Here is a 20310-nt window from a genome sequence, read left to right as displayed (position 1 = left end):
TCAAGTCACCGGGCCTAATCTTTTTCATGCATTTGAATAGAGCGGTCGACTCTCTTGGGGCCGTCTGCATGGCGTGTGCTTGGCGCATGGTATATTGCGTCCCGCTTTCATGTCCGCACGGGTTCCTATCCTTACGGCAATGTAGCCGCCTATGTAACGAGCGGCAGTTGACGGAGAAAGGCCCTGACCGTGCCAGACAAAAAGACGCCGGATATTTCGGCTATCGATACGACGAACTTTGCGCGCCAGATTGTGCTGGACTTTGAGTTTGCGCCGGTGCCAAAGCAGCGCCAGCGCCGTGGACTGCGCAACGAGATTATCGAGATCGGCGCCGTCAAGCTCGATTACCACGGCAACGTTATGGGCGAGTTCTCGCAGTTTGTGCAGACGGAATTTACCGAAGGCGTTGCGTTTCCCGTCCGCGAGCTCACGGGAATATCGGCCGTGGACACCGCGATGGCCGATCCGCTCTACGTGGTGATCAAAAGGCTCAGCGATTGGATCGGCCGCTGCTCCGCCCAGATAGTTTGCTGGAGCGGGGCGGATCATCGACAGCTTATGACCGAGTGCCAGGCAAAGCAAATCGACCTTGCCGCATTTCCTACGGACTGGGCCGACCTGCAGGCTTTTTACACCTCGATCATGGATGTGGGCAGCCACGGGTGCGTCTCTTTGAGTGACGCGGCGACGTGGTTTGGCATCGAGTTCGACGAGTCGACGGGTCACGCCCACAGCGCCCTGGCCGATGCGCGCGTGACCGCCAAGCTGCTCAAGCAGATGATGGACGGGGACTACCACGTGAGTCCGCGTGTCCAGGAGATCCGCCAGCGGTGGGGGATGGGCGAGCGAGCTCAGACGCGCCTTTCCAAGAAGTGCCCCGAGCTGGGCGACCTGCTGCTGAAGCTGAAGGCGGAGGGGAGGTAGGCGGGTGCCCATTGGGCGCAAGCAGAAGGAATGGTTGCGGGAAGGATTCCAGAATCAGCATCAGAGGGCTGTGCTTGAGATGCTATTCAAGGACACGCTGACGCCCGCCGAGACCAGGCAGGTCAAGAGTATGGACACCGAGATGGCATCCATTGTCGAAGAACGGCTTGCTAACATGATTCGCTGGATGGGCAGGCATAGACCCGTGACGCTGTGCGCGTTATCGTTCACAATGAGGCGTACAGGCTGCCAGAGGCGAACAGTTCCGACGAGGTTCTGAGCAACTGCATCATCGAGATTATCGAGTAGTTCTACGAGAGGGATTTGGCGGCGTAGAGCAATCTAGTTTTACGCGTTTGCAGGAGGAAGCCGGTATGGCAGACGAACTTGTTTTTAGTGGCGGCGAGATAGTTTACACCATGCCTCAACTGCCCAAAGTTGCATCTGTGCCGCTGAACGGTAGCGCCGTGCTGGTTGGTTTTAAGGACGCTCCCGATGGGGAGGAGGTCCTCTTTGATTTTGACCCTCGGGCTGAAAAGGCTACGAAGCTCGACTATGAACTTGCAGCCGTTAGCGGGCTCCTCACGGGCGCGTTGAATATCCTGTGGCAGAAAGACTTCAACCTAGAGGGTGCCAAAGAGTGGGGCGACGAGAAGGTTGGCAAATTCGTTCTTACGATTGCCAAGTCTGCGGGTATGACAAAGGCGGATGCAACTCTAGAAGACGCTATTCGCTTTCTAGAGAAAGGGTTTCCTCTTGCCGCGGACAAGCTGACTGCCGAGTTTGGCGGCGGGCTCCAACATCATCTGCGGGACTTCTCGCACCACCCGAGCTTGGTTGGCCTTGCGTGTTCGATCCTCTCGCAATTCACGTGCAAAGGCTATGGTACCGATACGGCCGGCTGGTTTGTCACCTTTGACCTGCCTGCCGCCGCCTTCGATCCCGACTGCCCTCTTATAGGCAGGAACGTTCCAGAGAAGATCGCGTTTGGCACTCTGTTCTGGGCAATGCATCTCGTGAGCGACATGGCGGGGTCTAGTTCAAACCCCGGTAAGGGGACGGGTATTCCCGGCGTTGTGCTGTCCCTGCTAAAGGAGCTCTCCTCCCTGCCTGTTTTTCAAGACATGCAGATTGCCTATAAGGGCAAGGATATTCGCATTCAGCAATGGATCTCAAAGCTGTTTAACGGAACGGCGTTCAAAACCGAGGACGGCAAGCCCATTCGCTTCGACCTTCGGACGGAAGTCGGTCTTTTCGATCAAGCTTTAAGTCAGGTGCCAGCAGTCGTGGCCAACGAGGTTATCGTTCGTTGTCTCTACATGCTTTCAAGGCTCAAGGCCGAGCTAGAACGTTGCGAAGTGAGTGATGTCTCCGGCTTGCGCAAGCTCAAGGCTTCGCATTTCATGCCCTACAACAGCAGGGCCCTCACTCGCATGGTCACGGTTTCGAGTACTTCGTTCGTTCTGGCGAATCTGGCGACGGCGGTGGTCAGGGCGGGTATCGAATACGAGGGGAACAAGGTCGTGTTCGCCCAGAAGTTCTTCTTGCGAATAAACTACGTTGGAGTTGGACGCCTTGCGTTTGCCCTCCATGCCGACTGGGGCTATATGGCGGAGGAAATGTCCGAGGCTTGGACTGAGCGTGCCAGGCGCCGCCAGGATATTTTCGATGGATTCCACTTTTATAGCCTAGATAGAGAAACGACGAGGATTGCCTTCTCGCTGAAGCTTGCCGCCATCAACTACGACTGCGGGAACGAGAAGAACGAAGTGCGCAAAGGGCAAAAGAGGAGCTGGGCCCGCGCGTGGCAGGATTCGGTCACGGATGGCCTAGGCATTGATGCAGACGGCTATTTTTTGAGCGAGGAAGATGCGTGCGGAGCCCTTGAGGCTATTTCGCGGCAGCGAGGCGGCAAGGTGCGCGCTTTGCTGATCGCTCAGGAGCTGGTTGAGTTTCGCCCCTATTTCCAGATAGGAGATGAAGAGAAGAAGGAATACAAAGGTTTGAAGGGGAGCGGGGCTTGGGTTAAAGATGAATTTCCCAGGAGACAAGACGCGGTTGATTTGGACGCCATACGTTCCCTCGAGAAACGTTGCGGGACACGCTTCCGCGAGCTTTCAGGTACATTGCCAAAGCTTTTGGTGGGTGGCGTCATTGTCGTGGCGGCGGCCGTAGGCACAGGAGGAGTGGCCGCGGCATTGGCTCCGGATATTGCTGTCGGTATCTTTGGAGGCTCGTTTGTCGGCCTTCACGGGGCTGCGCTTGTCAATGCGAGCCTTGCTGCAGCTGGCGGTGGGGCCTTAGCCGCCGGCGGCATGGGCATGGCCGGTGGCACTGCTTTGATTACGGGCGGCGGCGCCGCGCTTGGTCTATTGGGTTCCGGCGGCGTTGCCTTGGCGGCATCGATGGGGGAGAACTACGCGCAGTTCGTACTCGTCGAATGTTCGAGGCTCCTTGCTTTTCTTGATGTAGCAACTGACCGCTGCCCGCATGAAGGGGCCATTTTGGTTCGGAAAGCGGCCGAGGCCGTGCAACGCAGCATCGCTGGTGTTGAGGAAGATGTCGAGAAGGAGAATGGAAAGGGGGACCGCAGGGATAGCAGGTTGCTTAAGCAGTTGAAGAGGGGTCTTGGGTATTTGACTTCGACCCTTAAGCAGATCGAGAAGATGCAGAGGCGCCTTGGCACCGCCGGTGAGGGTGAGCCGCTCAATAGCTTGCCGGCAACAAGTGATGAATAGGTTCGGGCAGTCTGGCTGCAATTCTATACCATCAGCGCCCTCGCTCAAGCTGGCGTCATGCTTACCCATTTCTTTGTGGAACGTGATAAGTGCGTTAGCGGCTTGCTCGGTGTCTTTTGAGTTGCCGACTAGTTCTCATCGAGCTCCTTCAGGCGGGAGAGACGACGGTTCAGAATGTTATTCCCCCTTCTTATTGGCGTTTAATTACTTGTCTATCCATCTGTGCTAGACGGTAATTAGTTTTCAGTCCTTTGCTAGAATCATAGGCACATTTGTATTGCATCATGCAATCGCGGGGGTTGCCAATGAAATACGCCGAGCTTGTCGACGGAGAGGCCAAGACAAGCGAGCTCAAGAGCTTTCTTGTGGATGGCGAGAACGTTGCCGTGACCATCCGCATACCTAAAAACATGCGTGATGCGGCGAAGGACGCCGCTGCGCTTTCTGGCATCAGCTTTACCTCGCTGGTAAAGATGAGCCTCATCGAATATCTGACCAAGAAGGAGAAATAGCAGTGGCGGATAGCGACGATCTTATCAGGGCCGTTGGCGCCAATATTCAAGAGAAGGCATCTCTCATTTGGAGTGCCGCCGATACCCTGCGTGGCCCCTACAAGCCTCATGAGTACGGCCTGGTCATCCTTCCTATGACCGTTATCAAACGCTTCCACGACTGCCTTGAGCCCACGCACGATGCCGTTCTCGCCGCAGCTGAGAAATACAAAGCCTTTTCCGTGAAGGACGGCTTTTTGCGCGATGCCTCCGGCTACCCCTTCTACAACACCTCTAAGTTCACCTTCGAGACGCTCAAGGCCGACCCGGAGAACATCGAGGACAACTTCAAGGACTACATCAACGGGTTCTCGGACAACGTGCAGGACATCTTGGCGCGCATGAAGTTCGCCGACCAGATCGAACGCCTCTCCGACCCAGACGCCCCGCTGCTCTACCAGGTCGTCTGCGACTTCTGCAAGCCGCAGGCCGACATGTCGCCCGACAAGATCAAAGCTGTGGACATGGGCTACATCTTCGAGAACCTCATTCAGCGCTTCTCCGAGTCCTACGACGAGGACGCCGGCGCTCACTTCACGAGCCGCGACATCGTGTATCTCATGACCGACCTGCTCATTCAGGCGGACCCGCACGTCTTCGACGGCGACCGCATCACGAAGACCGTCTACGACCAGACCATGGGAACCTCGCAGATGCTCGGCTGCACCGAGGAGCGCCTGCGCCAGCTCGACGCCGAGGCCCGTGTAACCTGCTACGGCCAGGAGTTCAATCCCTTCACTTTCGGCATCGCGAAGGCGAGTGCGCTAATTCGTGGCGAGGACGACGCCAACATGCGCTTCGGAGATACCCTCTCCGCCGATAAGTTCGATGGCTTCAAGTTCGACTACTGCATTTCCAATCCACCCTTCGGTGACCCGTGGAATCCTCAGGCCCCCTCGGTGGAGAAGGAATTCAAGACTGCCGGCGGTGGACGCTTCCCCGTTGAGAAGCTTCCCGCCAAGGGCGATGGTCAGATGCTCTTCGTGCTCAACGGCCTGTCTAAGCTCAAGGACGACGGCGTGATGGCGATTGTCCAGGACGCGAGTCCGCTCTACAAGGGCAAGCCCGGCAGCGGCGAGGACAGCATCCGCCGATACGTGTTGGAGAACGACTGGCTCGACGCGATCGTGCAGCTGCCCTGCGACTCGTTCTACAACACCGGCATCGCCACCTACGTTTGGCTCTTCAGCAAGGCGAAGGCACCGGAGCATCGCGACCACGTGCTGCTCATCGACGCCTCCCGGTGCTTCGAGAAGCGCCGCAAGGGCATTGGCGACAAGAAGAACGACATCACCAAGTCCTGCCGCGACCTTATCGTCCAGGCGTACTCCGAGTATCGCGACGGCACTTGGACGGGCGCCGGGTCCAACGGACTAGAGGTCTCCGTCGAGGCGCGCCTGATGGAGACGGTCGAGTTTGGCTTCAACCGCGTTGCCGTGGAGAGCCCCGTCGTCGATGAGGACGGAGAACCCGTCCTTAACAAACGCGGGAAAATGCAGGCGGACAAGGCCAAGGAGGACACCGAGGACATCCCGCTCACTCAGGACATTGACGCCTATATCGAGCGCGAGGTACGCCCGTACAACAAGTACGCCTGGGTGGACAAGAAGAAGACCAAGGTGGGCTACACCGTCCCGTTCACGCGCGTGTTCTACAAGTACGCCGAGCTCGAGCCGGCCGACGAAATCGCCAAGCGCATCCTAGAGCACGAGAAGACGCTCGAGAAGAGCCTCGAGGCGCTCTTCGGAGAGGTGCGCTAGCGATGCGGGAGATGAAGGACAGCGGATGCAATTACCTTGGGATGATTCCATCTTCTTGGTCGACAAGTCGCCTGAAAGGCTATTTCAAAGCATCGAGAACAACGGGCAGGCCTGACGCGACGGTCCTGTCGCTGTACCGCGATTACGGAATAGTGCCAAAGGACAGCCGGAGCGATAACCATAATGTGACGTCGCTCGATACGAGCAAATACAAATTCGTTGAGGTTGGAGACTTTGTCATCAACAAGATGAAAGGTTGGCAAGGCTCTATGGCCTTGTCTGCCTACGAAGGCATAGTCAGCCCTGCTTACCATGTGTTTAAGTTCACCAGCCCTCTGTTGCTGCCGAAGTACGCGCACTATCTGCTGCGCTGTCGTTCTTACGCTGACGAGTGGCACAAACTGTCAACTGGTCTCAGGGTGGGCCAGTGGGACCTTCATGTTGAGGATTTTCTCAATACGCGTATTCCGGTTCCTTCCCTCGACGAGCAGCGCCGCATCGCGGACTATCTGGACGAGAAGTGCGCCGAGATCGACCGCGCCGTCTCCGCCGCCGAGCGGTCTATCGAGGAACTGAACCTATATCGCTCTGCGCGTTTGGAAGAAGTGATTACCAGAGTTTCGCACGAAGCGCCACGAGAGAAACTCAAATACGTGCTGAAGGAGTCCAAGGATAAATCTCCTGACGGAATCGGAGAACCGCTGTCAATTACGATCGCTCGTGGAGTGCTTCGTTCTGCTGAGCTGTCTATACCGAATCCGACATCAAGCCTCGTTGGTGCCAAAATTGTTCATGCGGGCGACCTGGTCTTCAATAAGCTAAAAGCGTATTACGGCGTGATGTACGTGTCGCCTTACAACGGCTTGATTAGCCCAGAATATGCCGTTTATCGGGCCATCGATATGGGGAGAACCTCACTGAAATATCTTGAGTACGTATTCCATACAGCAGCAATGATTGACGAATTCATAATTCGCATCTCCGGTGTCGCGGATGGTTTCAGACGCTTGTATACAAGTGACCTGTTTGACATAGCGGTTCCAGTGCCTTCTATCGAGGTGCAGCAGGGTATCGTGGCGGAACTGGATGACCTGTATGCTTCCATTTTCGAATCGACAGAGGCCAAGCAAGCTATCATCGCCGACCTCAAGGCGTACAAGCAGTCGCTCATCTACGAAGTCGTTACTGGAAAAAGGGAGGTCTAAGTATGGCCGCTCAAACAAAGGAAAAGAACCTCGAAGAGGACATCGAGTCGTTTCTCTGCTCGCCTGAGGGCGGTTTCTTCAAGTGCGACGACAGGCATTCGCTCCTCTACGTCGAGGACGGCACCTATCAGATGGTCGGCGGCGGCTACATGGAGCATCGTGACCGTGCGCTCGACGCCGCTACCCTGGTCAACTTCATCCAGACGACGCAGCCCAAGGCGTGGGATCGCTTCGAGCGCATGTGCAACTCCGATTCCACGGCGAAGTTCGCCAAGGTCTTCAACGACGCCGTCGACCGCCTAGGTATGGTCGCGGTGCTCAAACACGGCTTCAAGCACCGAGGAATTCCTTTCAAGGTCGTATTCTTCAAGCCGGAGAGCGGGCTTAACGAAAGCGCCGCCGACCGCTATGCCAAGAACGTCTGCCGCTGCATCCGCCAGTTCCACTTCGCCGAGACGGGCAACCAGACCATCGACATGGTCCTGGACGTGAACGGCATCCCCCTGGTGGGCATAGAGCTCAAGGACCAGTTCACCGGCCAAGACGTTGAGAATGCCATGCGCCAGTGGCGCGAGGACCGCGACCCGAGGTGTCGCTGTCTCAAGTTCAACACGCGCATGGTGGCCTTTTTCGCCGTCGATCTCGAAAATGTCTACATGACCACCAAGCTGGAGGGCGCGAAGACCTTCTTCCTGCCGTTCAACCAGGGCTCCGCCGGGGCGGGAAACGACGGCGGCGCCGGCAACCCCGCAAATCCCGACGGTTATGCCACGAGCCACTTGTGGGAGGTCGCCCTGCAGAAGGACAGCCTGCTCGATATCGTCAACAAGTTCCTCCACCTGGAGGTCAAGGAAGAGACAGAGCTCGATGCACGCGGCAACGAGGTGAAGCGCAAGAAGGAGCGCATCATCTTCCCCCGTTACCACCAGCTCGACTCCGTGCGTAAGGTCATCGCCGACGTGCGCGCGAACGGGACGGGCAAGAACTACCTCGTGCAGCATTCGGCGGGGTCGGGCAAGTCGAACAGCATCGCCTGGACGGCCTATCGCCTTGCATCCCTCTTTGTGGATGACACCCCGCTGTTCGACTCCGTGGTCGTCGTCACCGACCGCCGAGTGCTCGACAGCCAGCTGCAGGAGACCATCTCGGGCTTCGATCACGCCATCGGCTCGGTCGTGACCATCGGCAAGGACAAGACCTCGGCCGACCTGCGGGACGCCATCAACGGCGGCGCTCGTCTCATCGTCTCGACCCTTCAGAAGTTCCCCGTGATCTACGAGCAGGTCGAGAGCAAGGGTAAGCGCTTCGCCATCATCGTCGACGAGGCACATTCGTCCCAGACGGGAACGAGCGCGCTCAAGCTCAAGAGCGCCCTTGCCGACAAGCGCGACGCGCTCGAGGAGTACGCTGAGATCGAGGCGGAAGCCGAGGACGCCGCAGCCGACTGGGAGGATGAACTCGCCAGCGAGCTCGCGAGCCACGGCCGTCATCAGAACCTGACCTTCGTGGCCTTCACCGCAACGCCGAAGGAGCAGACGCTCGAGATGTTCGGCGACGAGTGGTCCGACGGGTCGTTCCACCCGTTCCACGTCTACTCGATGCGGCAGGCGATCGAGGAAGGCTTCATCATGGACCCTCTCGCCAACTACGTGAGCTATTCGGAGGCGGTCGAGCTCGCGCGCACGGTCCCCGACAACCCCGACGTGCCGAGCAGTCCCACGCTCAAACTGCTCCGCAAGTACAAGGAGCTGCACCCCTACGCTCTCGGTCAGAAGGCCGAGATCATTGTGGAGACGTTCCGCAACGTGACACGCACCAAAATCCGCGGAAAGGGCAAGATGATGGTGGTCACGGCATCGCGCTTGGCGACAGTACGCTACTACCACGAGATCAAGCGCTACATGCAAAAGAGGGGCTATGAAGACATCGAAGTGCTGGTGGCGTTCTCTGGTGGCATCAGCGACCCTGCGGACGGTCCTGACGGCCCCGAGTACACTGAGCCGTCCCTCAACGTCGGCCACGACGGCCAGCGTGTTGCTGAGAGCCAGACGAAGGCCGAGTTTCACAACTATGGCGACGTGCTCGTCGTAGCCGAGAAGTACCAGACGGGCTTCGACGAGCCCCTGCTGCACACGCTGGTGGTGGACAAGAAGCTCAAGGACGTGAAGGCCGTCCAGACGCTCTGCCGCGTCAACCGCATCCACCCGGACAAGGAGGACACCTACATCCTCGACTTCGTCAACAAGCCCGAGGACATCCAGAAGGCGTTCGAGCGCTTCTACACCGAGACGTCGCTCTCCGAGCAGATCAACACCGATCTCCTTTACCAGGTGCAGACCGACATCCGCGGCTACGGGCTCTATGACGAGTCCGATATCGAGGCCGCGGCCGAGATGGTCTTCACCGATGGCAAGGGCAAGTCGCAGAGCAACGTGCAGGGTAAGCTCGCGGCCGTCTTGAAGCCGGCGGTCGCGCGCTATAACGAGCTGGACGATGATGAGCGCTACCAGGTGCGCCGCAAGGTGCGCAGCTTCTGCAAGTGGTACACCTACATCACCCAGATCGTGCGCATGTTTGACCGTGACCTGCATAAGGAGTACGTGTATCTAAGCTATCTGCGTCATCTCCTCAAAGTTGAGAAGATTCCCGTCGAAGCGGTGGACGATAAGGTTGAGATGCGCTTCTACAAGCTCAAGCGTGAGTTCGAGGGGAGCATCTCGCTCGAGGGTACTGGCGGAGTGTTCGAACCCGGCGGCTCGGCTAAGACTGTTGTACCCGACAAGAAGCGCGATCCGCTGCAGGTGCTCGTGGATAAGTTCAATGAGCAGTGGGCGGGCAACTTCACTGAGGGAGACCGCGTGGTGATCGATACGCTGTGGAAGCGTATTGCTGACAACCCGCAGGTCGCCGACACCATCCGTCGCGACGGCAGACAAGTTTTCGAATCTAGTCTGTTGCCCAAGGTGTTCGATGAGGAGGCTCGCCGCGCCTATGTGGAGAACACGGACTCCTTTACCAGCCTCTTTGAGGACAGTGAGAAGTATCGCGCCATGATGAGCGCCATCGGGCAGTTGCTGGTGGAGAAGTTCAAGTAGACGATGAGGACTAAGAGCAAGGTGGGCTTAGCATGACAAAAAATCAGTCAGATTACTTTCAGGCAAAACATCCGTGGTCTGAGACCAAGGATGATCTTCTGGCATGCTATCTAACGCCTTTTTTCACTAAGGTGTATCGACCTTCACGGAACGGCATTCTTTATATCGATGCTTTTGCTGGTGCGGGTTTATTTGCCGATGGCAGTAAGGGATCTCCCTTGATTGCCCTTTCTAAGTATTTTGCAATTGCAAAGAAAAATCGTTCAAAGACGCCCATCCAGTTCATTCTTAGTGAATCCAACGCGGAATCTAGAAAGCATCTCGAATCGACATTTAACGAAGCAAAGGGAGCTAGCGGCTATATCAAGCCGCCAATTATCGTTTCCAGTTGCGAGGATGCTATAAGACGGGCACAACAAACTAGCGTTTGTGGGGGTGGTAAGCCCTCAACAGTCTTCTATTACATCGATCCATTCGGGGTTAAAGACCTACGACTCGATCTTCTAACTAATTCGCCTAATATGGCTCACACGGAGGCCCTGGTCAACTTCAATAGTTTTGGCTTATTCCGCGTTGCCTGCGCTGCCATGAAAGTGCCACTGTCACTTCCAAATGAAGTTGAACTGCCGGAAGACGACTTTAATGAGCTCACGAAAGCCAGCGTTTGGGTTGAGCGTCTGAATGCCTGCATCGGAAGTGGTGACTGGAAAGAAGTGGTCGTTCGTTATAAGGCTGGAGAGATTGACGCTTGGCAGGCTGAACATGCGCTCTCGGAACTCTTTTGCAACAACGCGCGTTCTTACTATAAGTATGTAACGAATATGCCTATCAAAGATATGAGTAAACGCGTTAATGTCGGTGGGCTCGTCAAATATAGAATGATCCATATGACCAATAGCCCAGACGGTTGCGTTCTGATGAACGATAACATGATTAAGCGCAACCTCGACCGGCAATGCAAGCAGTTGGGATTGTTTGCGGTGGATGTTGATGGTCGTAATGTTGAGACTGCCGTAATTGCGGCCAAGGCCAGTGATTTTGTCCAGCATATGCCCGTTCACCAAAACATGAAAATGGGTGATATTGCTGCCACGTTGATTTCCGAGTGCGGAGTCTTTGACAGAAGCAATACTATTTTGAAGACCTATGTGGGCCCAATGATTGAGGAAGGTGTTCTTGAGCGTGCGGTCAAGTTCACTTTGAAAGGAAAGCCAAAAAAGAGCTTTGCGCTCAAAGACGAGGTTTATCGAGCAAGATGAGTGCTTAGGTCGGTCGTATCTTTGGTGTGAGGAAGTTCAGCGAGAAGAGAATTAAAGAACAATGGAACAACTTGGGCACATATATCGAAAAAGTATGCTCTACCGTACAAAAGTTGAATATGGCGATTGGGCGATGAATCATGTGCAAGGCTGTTCGCATGGATGCAATTTTCCATGCTATGCATATTTAATGGCAAAACGTTTTGGGCGTGTCAAAACATACGAGGAATGGCGGCGGCCGAGCCTTGTCGACAACACTTTGGATCTGCTGCGCAAAGAGTTGCCGCGTTATTGTGATGAGATAAAACAGGTTCAACTGTGCTTTACAACCGATCCTTTTATGCTCGGATATCCAGAAGTTGGCAGTATGAGCTTGGGTGCAATTGAGCTCATTAACGAGTACGGTAAGCCGTGCAGCATTCTGACGAAAGGAGAGCTTCCCGTTGAACTTGCGGCGTTGCCTAATGCGGCGTTGAACACCTATGGAATTACCTTGGTGTCGCTTGATGAGGACAATCGGAAAAGGATGGAACCCGGTGCAGCGGCATACTCAGTCAGGCTTGCCGCTCTCGAGTCTCTCCATAAGGCTGGCTGTAAGACTTGGGTTAGCATGGAGCCATATCCGACTCCAAATATCTGCGAGCAAGATTTGGATGCGCTGCTGCGCAAGATCTCTTTTGTCGATAAAATTGTTTTTGGCAGGACGCACTATGACAGACTAACAAGCTCCTACGACGACTGCGCCCGCTTCTATCGTGATAGTGCAAGGGAAGTCCGTGATTTTTGCTCCGAGCACGGCATCGAGTGCCACATTAAAAAGGGGACAGTTGGCTAGCGCCGAGTTTCTGCGGTCTGGAATTCATGACGACAAATACCAAGGAGATTCCGACTATCTTCACTCAGTCAGAACCTCCGATAGCCTCTTAAACAAATCGCCATTTTGGGTCTATTGAGAGACGCTGTCTACAGCCTTATTTTTCCTCCCGTGCCGTCGTAATCAAGTGTGCGGCGTGCGGGCATTGCGCCCTATCCGGTGCAATGCGACAATTCGGGCAAAGACCAGTTAGCTGGGGAGGGTGCACCATAGGGGCTTATTACGGATGGGTCAACGCAACGAACGCAACGAAAATGGAGTATCTGGGCAATACGCCATTCGCGTATTCCGTGGGGTTATGGAAAACTGTTGCTTCCCCAACGACCGCACTGATATCGCCCTCACTCTGCTCGCCGGTCGCTTGCATGGTGATCTCGTCGCCTACGTGAGCGACTATACCAACTTTGAGGCGCTCGAGGGTGAGGGCTTTCGACGCATGGCGGAACTTATCCCCGAGAACCCGCGCGATTACATCGAAGACAATGGAACCGATGTCGGCGGCTTGTTCTCGTGCTTTAAGGGCGCGGAAAGGTATTGCTCGGCAGACGATGATCCCGATGCCGATTTCATGCATCCCTATCAGGGGTCATTCGACGAGGAGCCTGTATTCTATCGTTATGTGGTCAACGAGACACGCAAGGAGTACGTCGCCCGCATGGACGGCCAATATCTCTGCACGGTTGAAGGGAAAGACATTCTGGAGGACGTAACCCCAGCGATCCTTGGAGACACCAACCGTTTGGATTATCGGGGGCAGGAGGTCTTGGAAGGGCCTTGGGGGGCGATGTTATTACGCCCACCAACGACCGACCGGGCCCTGATTTTACCGACGTGACACCTGATTACACCATCTGGTAGCAAGTCGAGCTGTAGACGGTCACATTTGGCTTTGTGTGCTTGGGCTTAAAAACGATATGTTCGTCTATGCCATCGCAACCCCGCGTGCCACGCTCAGCAGCTCATATTCCCTCTGGTCCCACTGATGCAGCTCGGCGGCCTCGACGGCGTCGCGGCACAGGTCCAGGAACACCTCGGCGCCCTCGCAGAAGCACTCACGGACAAAGGCGCCGGATCCGTCCGCAACGCACTCGCCGTCGGCAAAGAGCTTCCAGCTGAATGGCTCGCACGAGTCATCTCCAAGCAGCTTAATCTGTAATACGTGCGGGGCGCCGGCGGCGCAGAGCTCTTTCTCAAGCACCTGCACGGTAAAGCGCATCTGGTGGGAGAGGCTGCTCTTGACCATGGGCGAGGCATAGCCGCTCGGCTCGTCCAGAAGATGCATGCGTTTTGGCTGTGCGACCAGGTTGTGGAAGTTGCGCTCGCTGCGCACGGAGAAATTGTCCATACGGACTCCTTTCATCGATGTTGGCAGGGCCACCGTGCCTCTTGGCCGGTTGGCGTCGGGATTGTGGAGCCAACTCTCTACCCCGACTCTGGATAAAACGCGCCCGCTCCTTGCGGGCACGATGGAGTCTGTCAGCACGCGCGGACAGAAATCAAGCGCCGCGTGCGAAATGACGCGCGGGCGGCGCTTGATTTCGCCGGCTGCTGCTAGGCTCAAATCCGAAAAAGTGTCGAAATCTTCCATGTAAAAGTACGGAAAAGTGTCGTAATACACACTTTAGAACTTCGAAAAAGTGTCGAAATTAGCACCTAACAACTACGGAAAAGTATATCCTAGTGCTAAAACAGCATGTAATAAGGGGTGCGCTTATGCTACAGAGAAAAGCGAAGGCACAGTTTGAATCTTGGCTTGCCTCGTCGCCTAACAAGGCTCTTTTGGTCAAGGGTGCCCGACAGGTAGGAAAGTCATATTTGGTCAACGTCTTTGCAAGCGAATCGTTCGAAAATGTTGTGACGTTCGACCTTATCGCCGACGCGTCCGTGCGCGATTCGTTTTTGGCGGCAAAAAGCGCGGATGACCTGCTTATGCGCATGTCTATTGCTGCAACGCAGCCGATGGTTGCGAACAAGACCGTTGTGGTTATCGACGAGGTGCAGCGATGCCCCAACGTGGTGACGTTTATCAAATACCTGGTCCAGCGCGGCGATTTTCGATACATCCTTATCGGATCGCTCCTTGGCGTTGAGCTCGAGGGCATCGATTCCCTGCCGGTGGGGTATGTCGAGCAGGTCCAGATGCACCCGCTCGACTTTGAGGAGTTTTGCTGGGCAAATGGCGTTGGTGCCAGCGTGTTTGACATGCTCAGGGGCTGTCTAAAGGATGAAGGGGAGCTCCCCGGCTACCTGTATGACCGCTTGCTCGATCTGTTCCATCAGTATGTGGTGGTGGGAGGCATGCCCGACGCGGTCAATTCCTTCTTGGCGACGCGCAATGTCGACGAGGTTCGAAACATCCACCGCGATCTTCACGCCCTGTATCGCGATGACATCGCAAAGTACGCTCCGCCCGAGCTACGCTTGGTTATTCGCGATATCTATGATTTGATTCCCAGCGAGGCCGGTTCCAAAAACAAGCGATTCAAACTGTCATCGATTAACGGTGTCAAACGTTTTGCGCAGGTGACAGATCATTTTCTCTGGTTATCGGAGGCGGGTGTCGCGCTTCCCGTGTATAACGTAACGGCGCCCGTGGCACCCCTGCTATTGGGGGAGCAGCGAAATCTGTTCAAGCTGTTTTACCTGGACACCGGAATGCTCATGTCGTTGTATTCCAAAAGGGTCGCTCAAGGCGTTTTTGATGGGGAGGCGGAAGACGCCTTTGGCATGAACATGGGGGCGGCGTTCGAGGGCTTCGTTGCCCAAGAGCTCAAAGCTCATGGATTTAGATTGCGCTACTTTACGTCCAAAAAGGTCGGTGAGCTCGATTTTGTGGAAGAGACGTTCGATGGGGAAGTGTTTGCCATCGAGGTCAAATCGGGCAAGAGTTTTAAGTCCCACGCGGCGCTCGATAACGCACTGGCAACGAAGGGCTACGGAATCGATCGCGCCCTGGTACTTGCGGAATGTAATCTTCACCGCGATGGTGACGTGCTGTATCTGCCCATCTTTATGGCAGGGCTTTTGGAGCCGTAACGTGCCGCCGGCTCTTCTGGCCCTCCCTTAACCCTCGCTACTCGTCGTCCCCGTCGTTGGGGTCGCCCTTGAGGGTGTTGATGTCCAGGTACTGGTTATCGTCCTCTTTTTGCTGGGTCTCCGACTCCGCTTGGGTGGGGCCGCGGAACAGCTGGAATCCCTCAAACGCAATGGCGCCGAGCAGGGCAATGACAATGGCGATAAAGGCGACCTTGACTGCCTGCGGAAATTCCGAGAAACGCAGCGCCTTTTCCTCGGCGTAATAATCGGCGAAGCGCTCTTCGCCCGTGCTTTTGGTATACGCCGGTGCGGGCGCGGCCTCCGGGTCATATTCCGGTGCAGGCGTGGCGGCGTACGGATCGTTGAGATAATCGCTCGATGCGGTGCCATAATCCTCGGTCTCGATGCGACCGGTGCCAGCATAGCCATCGGAATAATCGGAATATGCCGCACTGCCCTCATAGTCCGCGGCGCTCGTGTTGGCGGCAAAAAGCGGGTTAACTGGAACGTCGAGCGCCGGCATGCCGGTAGAGGTCTCATCCAGATCGGCTGCAGCCCAGGAATCGTAGGCAACCTGATGGGCAACGGGCTCATCGAGCCTTGCGACCGGAGGCTTGCGTGCCGCAGGAACAGGCAACTGCTGGGCGCTGTACATAACGGTGCTGTCGGCCGATTTGCCCTGCGTCGCTGCAGCGAGAAATGCCGCCGTCTCGGACGGGTCGTTTGCGGGGCGGGGAGCGGGCGTGGGCGCCGAAGTGGGTGCGGGCGTAGGCGCAAGTGCGGGATTGGGACTTGACGGGCGAGCCCCGCCGCCCATGAGTTCGTCGGCGGTCCACGGGCGATCATCCATCACGTCGTCAAGGCTCAGCGAAAACAGGTCGTCTTCCCCCTCATCGAACATGCGGTGCACATGTCCACCAATTGCCGGAATCAATCCGCGACCGGTGCATGATGCCTTGCTCAACGCCATTCTGTCCCATCCTTTCGAAATACTAATGACATCGATTATATGGAACTTCCCAAGCGGCTCGGTCTTGGATTCGTGCTTTCCAGAACTCGCGCCCAAAAGGGGAGGGCAATCCAGGCGAGTGCCTACTTGTCGCCGGCCGCCGCCTTGGCCTCATTGAGGTAGCTATAGAAGCTGTACTTGGAGATGCCAAAGAACTCGCAGGCGCGCTCGCTCGACTTGGAAATGAGGAAGGCGCCGCGACGGTCGAGGTAGCCAATGGCACGAATGCGCTCGTCTTTGGTCATGAGTGCCGCGGGCTTGCCCACAAACTGCTCGCACTCGTGCAGCAGGTCCTCGAGCAGGTCGCCGATGTTCTTGGTAATGGGCTCGGGCTCGGTATAGCCCGTGCCGCCGGTGCCGGTAAAGGCGTCGAGCGAACGCTCAAAAGCCTTCATGAGCGTAATGTCAAAGTTGATGCCCAAAATGCCGACGGGCTTGCCTTCGTCGTTGCGGATAAAGATGGTCGAGGACTTGAGCAGCTTGCCATCGGTGGTTTTAGTGAGGTACGGCTCGCGGTCGTGTACGTCGGTGCTGCCCTCGTGCATGGACTCAAACACAATATGGCTGGGGCCGTCACCCAGTTTGCGCCCGCTGACGTGGCCGTTTTCGATCACTACGATGGAGTGGTCCACGTCCTCGGTCTCCAGATCGTGGACGACGACTTCGCAGTTGGGGCCAAATTGGAGCGCCAGGCCGTGTGCGAGGCGCTTGTAAAACTCAATCTGTGCGGGGGTCATGGGTGCCTTCCTAAAAATTAGTTTGGGCACACTTTGCCATAAACCACATCTGTTCGCAAACAAATCCATCAACAAGGCAATTCATGACCGTTCGGCGGCGAAAAAGTACCGATTACGGCAACAAACAATTTGTTAGGTTTGCCAATCAAAAAGTGTGATAGAACAGTGCTAACAAACTTTTTGTTTGGCATCCACATAAAAGTTCAGTCGCATGAATGGGAATGGGCTGAAACGCGTATGCGGGGGCCGGCAAGAGAGGACTTAAGGAGTTCACCGTATGGCCGATAAGATCCAGTGGGCGGGCAACACGATGCCCAAGAGCGATGACAAGCACTTGGGAATCATGAGCCTCGACCACGTGAAGAAGGCCCGCGCCTTCCACCAGTCGTTCCCTCAATATACCGTCACCCCGCTTGCCCGCCTGGACGGTCAGGCTGCGCGCTTGGGTCTGTCCAACCTGTGCGTTAAGGACGAGAGCTATCGCTTTGGCCTCAACGCCTTTAAGGTTCTGGGCGGATCGTTTGCCATGGCCAACTACATTGCCGACGAGACCGGCAAGGACGTTGCCGAGTGCACCTTCGATTACCTGACCTCCGATCAGCTTGCCAAGGACTTTGGCCAGGCCACCTTCTTTACCGCTACCGACGGCAATCATGGCCGCGGCGTGGCATGGGCTGCCAACAAGCTGGGCCAGAAGGCCGTCGTTCACATGCCCAAGGGTTCCACCAAGCCCCGCTTCGATAACATCGCCGCCGAGGGCGCAACGGTGACCATCGAAGAGGTCAACTACGACGAGTGCGTGCGCATGGCCGCCGCCGAGGCCGACGCCTGCGAGCGCGGCGTCATCGTTCAGGACACCGCCTGGGAGGGCTACGAGAAGATCCCGTCTTGGATCATGGAGGGCTACGGCACCATGGCTTCCGAGGCTGCCGAGCAGCTGCGCGAGATGGCCATCAACCGCCCGACGCACGTGTTTGTCCAGGCTGGCGTGGGTTCGCTCGCCGGCGCCGTGGTGGGCTACTTCACCAACCTGTATCCCGATAACCCGCCCACCTTCGTCGTGGTCGAGTGCGCTCCGGCCGCCTGCCTGTACAAGGGCGCTGCCGCCGGCGACGGCGATCCGCGTATCGTGGACGGTGACATGCCCTCCATCATGGCCGGTCTGTGCTGCGGTGAGCCCAACATCCTGGGCTGGGATATCCTGCGCAACCATGCCACCGCCTTCGTGTCCTGCCCCGACTGGGTCACCGCTCGCGGCATGCGCACCCTGGGCGCCCCCGAGAAGGGCGACCCGCGCGTCATCTCCGGCGAGTCCGGCGCGGTGACCACTGGCCTGGTCGAGACCCTCATGCTCGATCCTGAGTACGCCGAGCTCAAAGAGCTCATCGGCCTGGATAAGACGAGCTCCGTGCTCTGCTTCTCCACGGAAGGTGACACCGATCCGGATCAGTACCGTCGCATCGTCTGGGAAGGCGAATACCCCACTTGCTAATCGTTGGGGCGGAGTAAATAGGTATCGCTCCGCCACCTCACAGGTAGATTCCTTAGTTTGAAAGGTTATGAACAATGGCTAAAGAACTCGATTTCGACGCTATCAAGGCTGCTGCTGAGTCCCATCGTGCTGATATGACTCGCTTCCTGCGCGCCATGATCTCTCACCCCTCTGAGTCCTGCGAGGAGGGTGAGGTCGTCGCTTGCATTAAGGCCGAGATGGAGAGCCTTGGCTATGACGAGGTCAAGGTCGACGGCCTGGGTAACGTCATGGGCTTTATGGGCGAGGGCGACAAGATCATCGCCATCGACTCTCACATCGACACCGTCGGCATCGGCAACATCGATAACTGGGATGCCGATCCTTATGAGGGCTACGAGACCGACGAGATCATCTATGGCCGCGGCGGCTCCGACCAGGAGGGTGGCATGGCTTCTGCTACCTACGCTGCCAAGATGATGAAGGACATGGGCCTCATCCCCGAGGGCTACAAGATCATGGTCGTCGGCACCGTCCAGGAAGAGGACTGCGACGGCATGTGCTGGCAGTACATCTACAACAAGGACGGCATTAAGCCCGAATTCGTCATTTCCACCGAGCCCACCGACGGCGGCATCTATCGCGGTCACCGCGGCCGCATGGAGATCCGCGTCGACGTTCACGGCACCTCCTGCCACGGCTCTGCTCCCGACCGCGGCGACAATGCCATCTACAAGATGGCCGACATCATCGCCGACGTTCGCGCTCTCAACAACAACGGCTGCGACGAGTCGACCGACATCAAGGGCCTCGTCAAGATGCTCGATCCCAAGTACAACCCCGAGCACTTCGAGGACGCCCGCTTCCTGGGCCGCGGCACCTGCACCGTCAGCCAGATCTTCTACACCAGCCCCAGCCGTTGCGCTGTCGCTGACTCCTGCGCCATCTCCATCGACCGTCGCATGACCGCCGGTGAGACCTGGGAGTCCTGCCTGGACGAGATCCGTAACCTGCCGGCAGCCAAGAAGTACGGCGACGACGTGAAGGTCTCCATGTACATGTACGACCGTCCGTCCTGGACCGGCGAGGTCTACGAGACCGAGGCTTACTTCCCCACGTGGATCAACAAGGAGACCGCTCCGCACGTCAAGGCCCTCGTCGACGCCCATAAGGCTATGTTCGGTGACGAGCGCATCGGCTGCGAGCCCAGCATGGACAAGCGCACCGGTCGTCCGCTGTGCGACAAGTGGACCTTCTCCACGAACTGCGTTTCCATCCAGGGCCGCTACGGCATCCCCTGCGTCGGCTTTGGCCCGGGTGCCGAGTCTCAGGCTCACGCTCCCAACGAGGTCACCTACAAGGACGACCTGGTCACCGCTGCCGCCATGTATGTGGCTGCCCTGAACCTCTACGATCCGAGCCAGGCCGATGGCGATGCCACCGTGTTCCGCGCCGGTCTGACCAACAACAAGATCGACTAGTCTCATTCCTCGATCTTGTTGAGCCGGGGACAGTTTATGCCCCCGGCACCCCCTGTTGACTTGGGGCCCGCGGTCGTTATCTCCCATGCTTCCTCAACGGTAGCGGGTCCTCGTCATGGTGCTCTGCATGTTCTAGCCACACGCGCATGCCGGAGCACATCTACTCATTG

General features: G+C 56.8%; 15 protein-coding genes. 12 read left to right on the top strand and 3 right to left on the bottom strand.

Features of this window, described 5'->3' with window-relative positions; translation table 11 throughout:
- Positions 1-189 precede the first annotated feature (189 nt).
- The 9 genes from AAAX34_RS02485 (at position 190) to AAAX34_RS02445 (ending at position 13241) form a co-directional block, all read left to right on the top strand.
- The gene (locus AAAX34_RS02485; protein ID WP_349109866.1) at positions 190-924 is read left to right on the top strand and encodes a 3'-5' exonuclease; all 735 of its coding nucleotides are present in this window, start codon (positions 190-192) and stop codon (positions 922-924) included.
- Positions 925-1298: 374 nt separating this feature from the next.
- A complete protein-coding gene (locus AAAX34_RS02480; protein ID WP_349109865.1) occupies positions 1299-3662 on the top strand; it encodes a hypothetical protein in 2364 nt (787 codons plus the stop codon).
- A 305-nt stretch (positions 3663-3967) separates the two neighbouring features.
- Positions 3968-4174 (top strand): hypothetical protein, encoded by a 207-nt coding sequence (locus AAAX34_RS02475; RefSeq protein WP_117773406.1) that lies wholly within the window; start codon positions 3968-3970, stop codon positions 4172-4174.
- A 2-nt stretch (positions 4175-4176) separates the two neighbouring features.
- Positions 4177-5973 (top strand): class I SAM-dependent DNA methyltransferase, encoded by a 1797-nt coding sequence (locus AAAX34_RS02470; RefSeq protein ID WP_349109864.1) that lies wholly within the window; start codon positions 4177-4179, stop codon positions 5971-5973.
- Positions 5974-5975: 2 nt separating this feature from the next.
- On the top strand, positions 5976-7178 hold the full coding sequence (locus AAAX34_RS02465) for a restriction endonuclease subunit S (RefSeq protein WP_349109863.1): 1203 nt from the start codon (positions 5976-5978) through the stop codon (positions 7176-7178).
- 2 nt (positions 7179-7180) lie between these two features.
- A complete protein-coding gene (locus AAAX34_RS02460) occupies positions 7181-10273 on the top strand; it encodes a DEAD/DEAH box helicase family protein (protein WP_349109862.1) in 3093 nt (1030 codons plus the stop codon).
- 32 nt (positions 10274-10305) lie between these two features.
- A complete protein-coding gene (tcmP, locus tag AAAX34_RS02455; protein WP_349109861.1) occupies positions 10306-11532 on the top strand; it encodes a three-Cys-motif partner protein TcmP in 1227 nt (408 codons plus the stop codon).
- 94 nt (positions 11533-11626) lie between these two features.
- A complete protein-coding gene (locus AAAX34_RS02450; RefSeq protein ID WP_229026311.1) occupies positions 11627-12367 on the top strand; it encodes a radical SAM protein in 741 nt (246 codons plus the stop codon).
- A gap of 265 nt (positions 12368-12632) precedes the next feature.
- The gene (locus tag AAAX34_RS02445) at positions 12633-13241 is read left to right on the top strand and encodes a hypothetical protein (RefSeq protein ID WP_195239322.1); all 609 of its coding nucleotides are present in this window, start codon (positions 12633-12635) and stop codon (positions 13239-13241) included.
- Positions 13242-13328: 87 nt separating this feature from the next.
- On the opposite strand, the gene AAAX34_RS02440 is transcribed toward AAAX34_RS02445, so the two are convergent.
- Positions 13329-13751, bottom strand: a complete 423-nt coding sequence (locus tag AAAX34_RS02440) for a hypothetical protein (RefSeq protein WP_349109860.1) — start codon at positions 13749-13751, stop codon at positions 13329-13331.
- Positions 13752-14119: 368 nt separating this feature from the next.
- On the opposite strand from AAAX34_RS02440, the gene AAAX34_RS02435 reads away from it, so the two are divergent.
- Positions 14120-15442 (top strand): ATP-binding protein, encoded by a 1323-nt coding sequence (locus tag AAAX34_RS02435; protein ID WP_349109859.1) that lies wholly within the window; start codon positions 14120-14122, stop codon positions 15440-15442.
- A 37-nt stretch (positions 15443-15479) separates the two neighbouring features.
- Here the strand turns inward: AAAX34_RS02435 and AAAX34_RS02430 are convergent, their stop codons facing one another.
- Both AAAX34_RS02430 and AAAX34_RS02425 read right to left on the bottom strand, forming a co-directional pair.
- A complete protein-coding gene (locus tag AAAX34_RS02430) occupies positions 15480-16412 on the bottom strand; it encodes a hypothetical protein (RefSeq protein ID WP_349109858.1) in 933 nt (310 codons plus the stop codon).
- Positions 16413-16534: 122 nt separating this feature from the next.
- Positions 16535-17188: a helix-turn-helix transcriptional regulator gene (locus AAAX34_RS02425; protein ID WP_035137462.1), complete on the bottom strand. Its 654-nt coding sequence runs from the start codon at positions 17186-17188 to the stop codon at positions 16535-16537.
- Between the two features lie 277 nt (positions 17189-17465).
- On the opposite strand from AAAX34_RS02425, the gene dpaL reads away from it, so the two are divergent.
- Both dpaL and AAAX34_RS02415 read left to right on the top strand, forming a co-directional pair.
- The gene (gene dpaL, locus AAAX34_RS02420; protein WP_118266260.1) at positions 17466-18680 is read left to right on the top strand and encodes a diaminopropionate ammonia-lyase; all 1215 of its coding nucleotides are present in this window, start codon (positions 17466-17468) and stop codon (positions 18678-18680) included.
- A gap of 74 nt (positions 18681-18754) precedes the next feature.
- On the top strand, positions 18755-20140 hold the full coding sequence (locus tag AAAX34_RS02415) for a YgeY family selenium metabolism-linked hydrolase (RefSeq protein ID WP_195232234.1): 1386 nt from the start codon (positions 18755-18757) through the stop codon (positions 20138-20140).
- Positions 20141-20310: the final 170 nt, after the last annotated feature.

This window comes from Collinsella sp. CLA-ER-H4 (assembly GCF_040092395.1).
In the GTDB taxonomy this organism is placed as follows: Bacteria; Actinomycetota; Coriobacteriia; order Coriobacteriales; family Coriobacteriaceae; genus Collinsella.
This window is presented reverse-complemented; position numbering and strand designations above follow the sequence as displayed.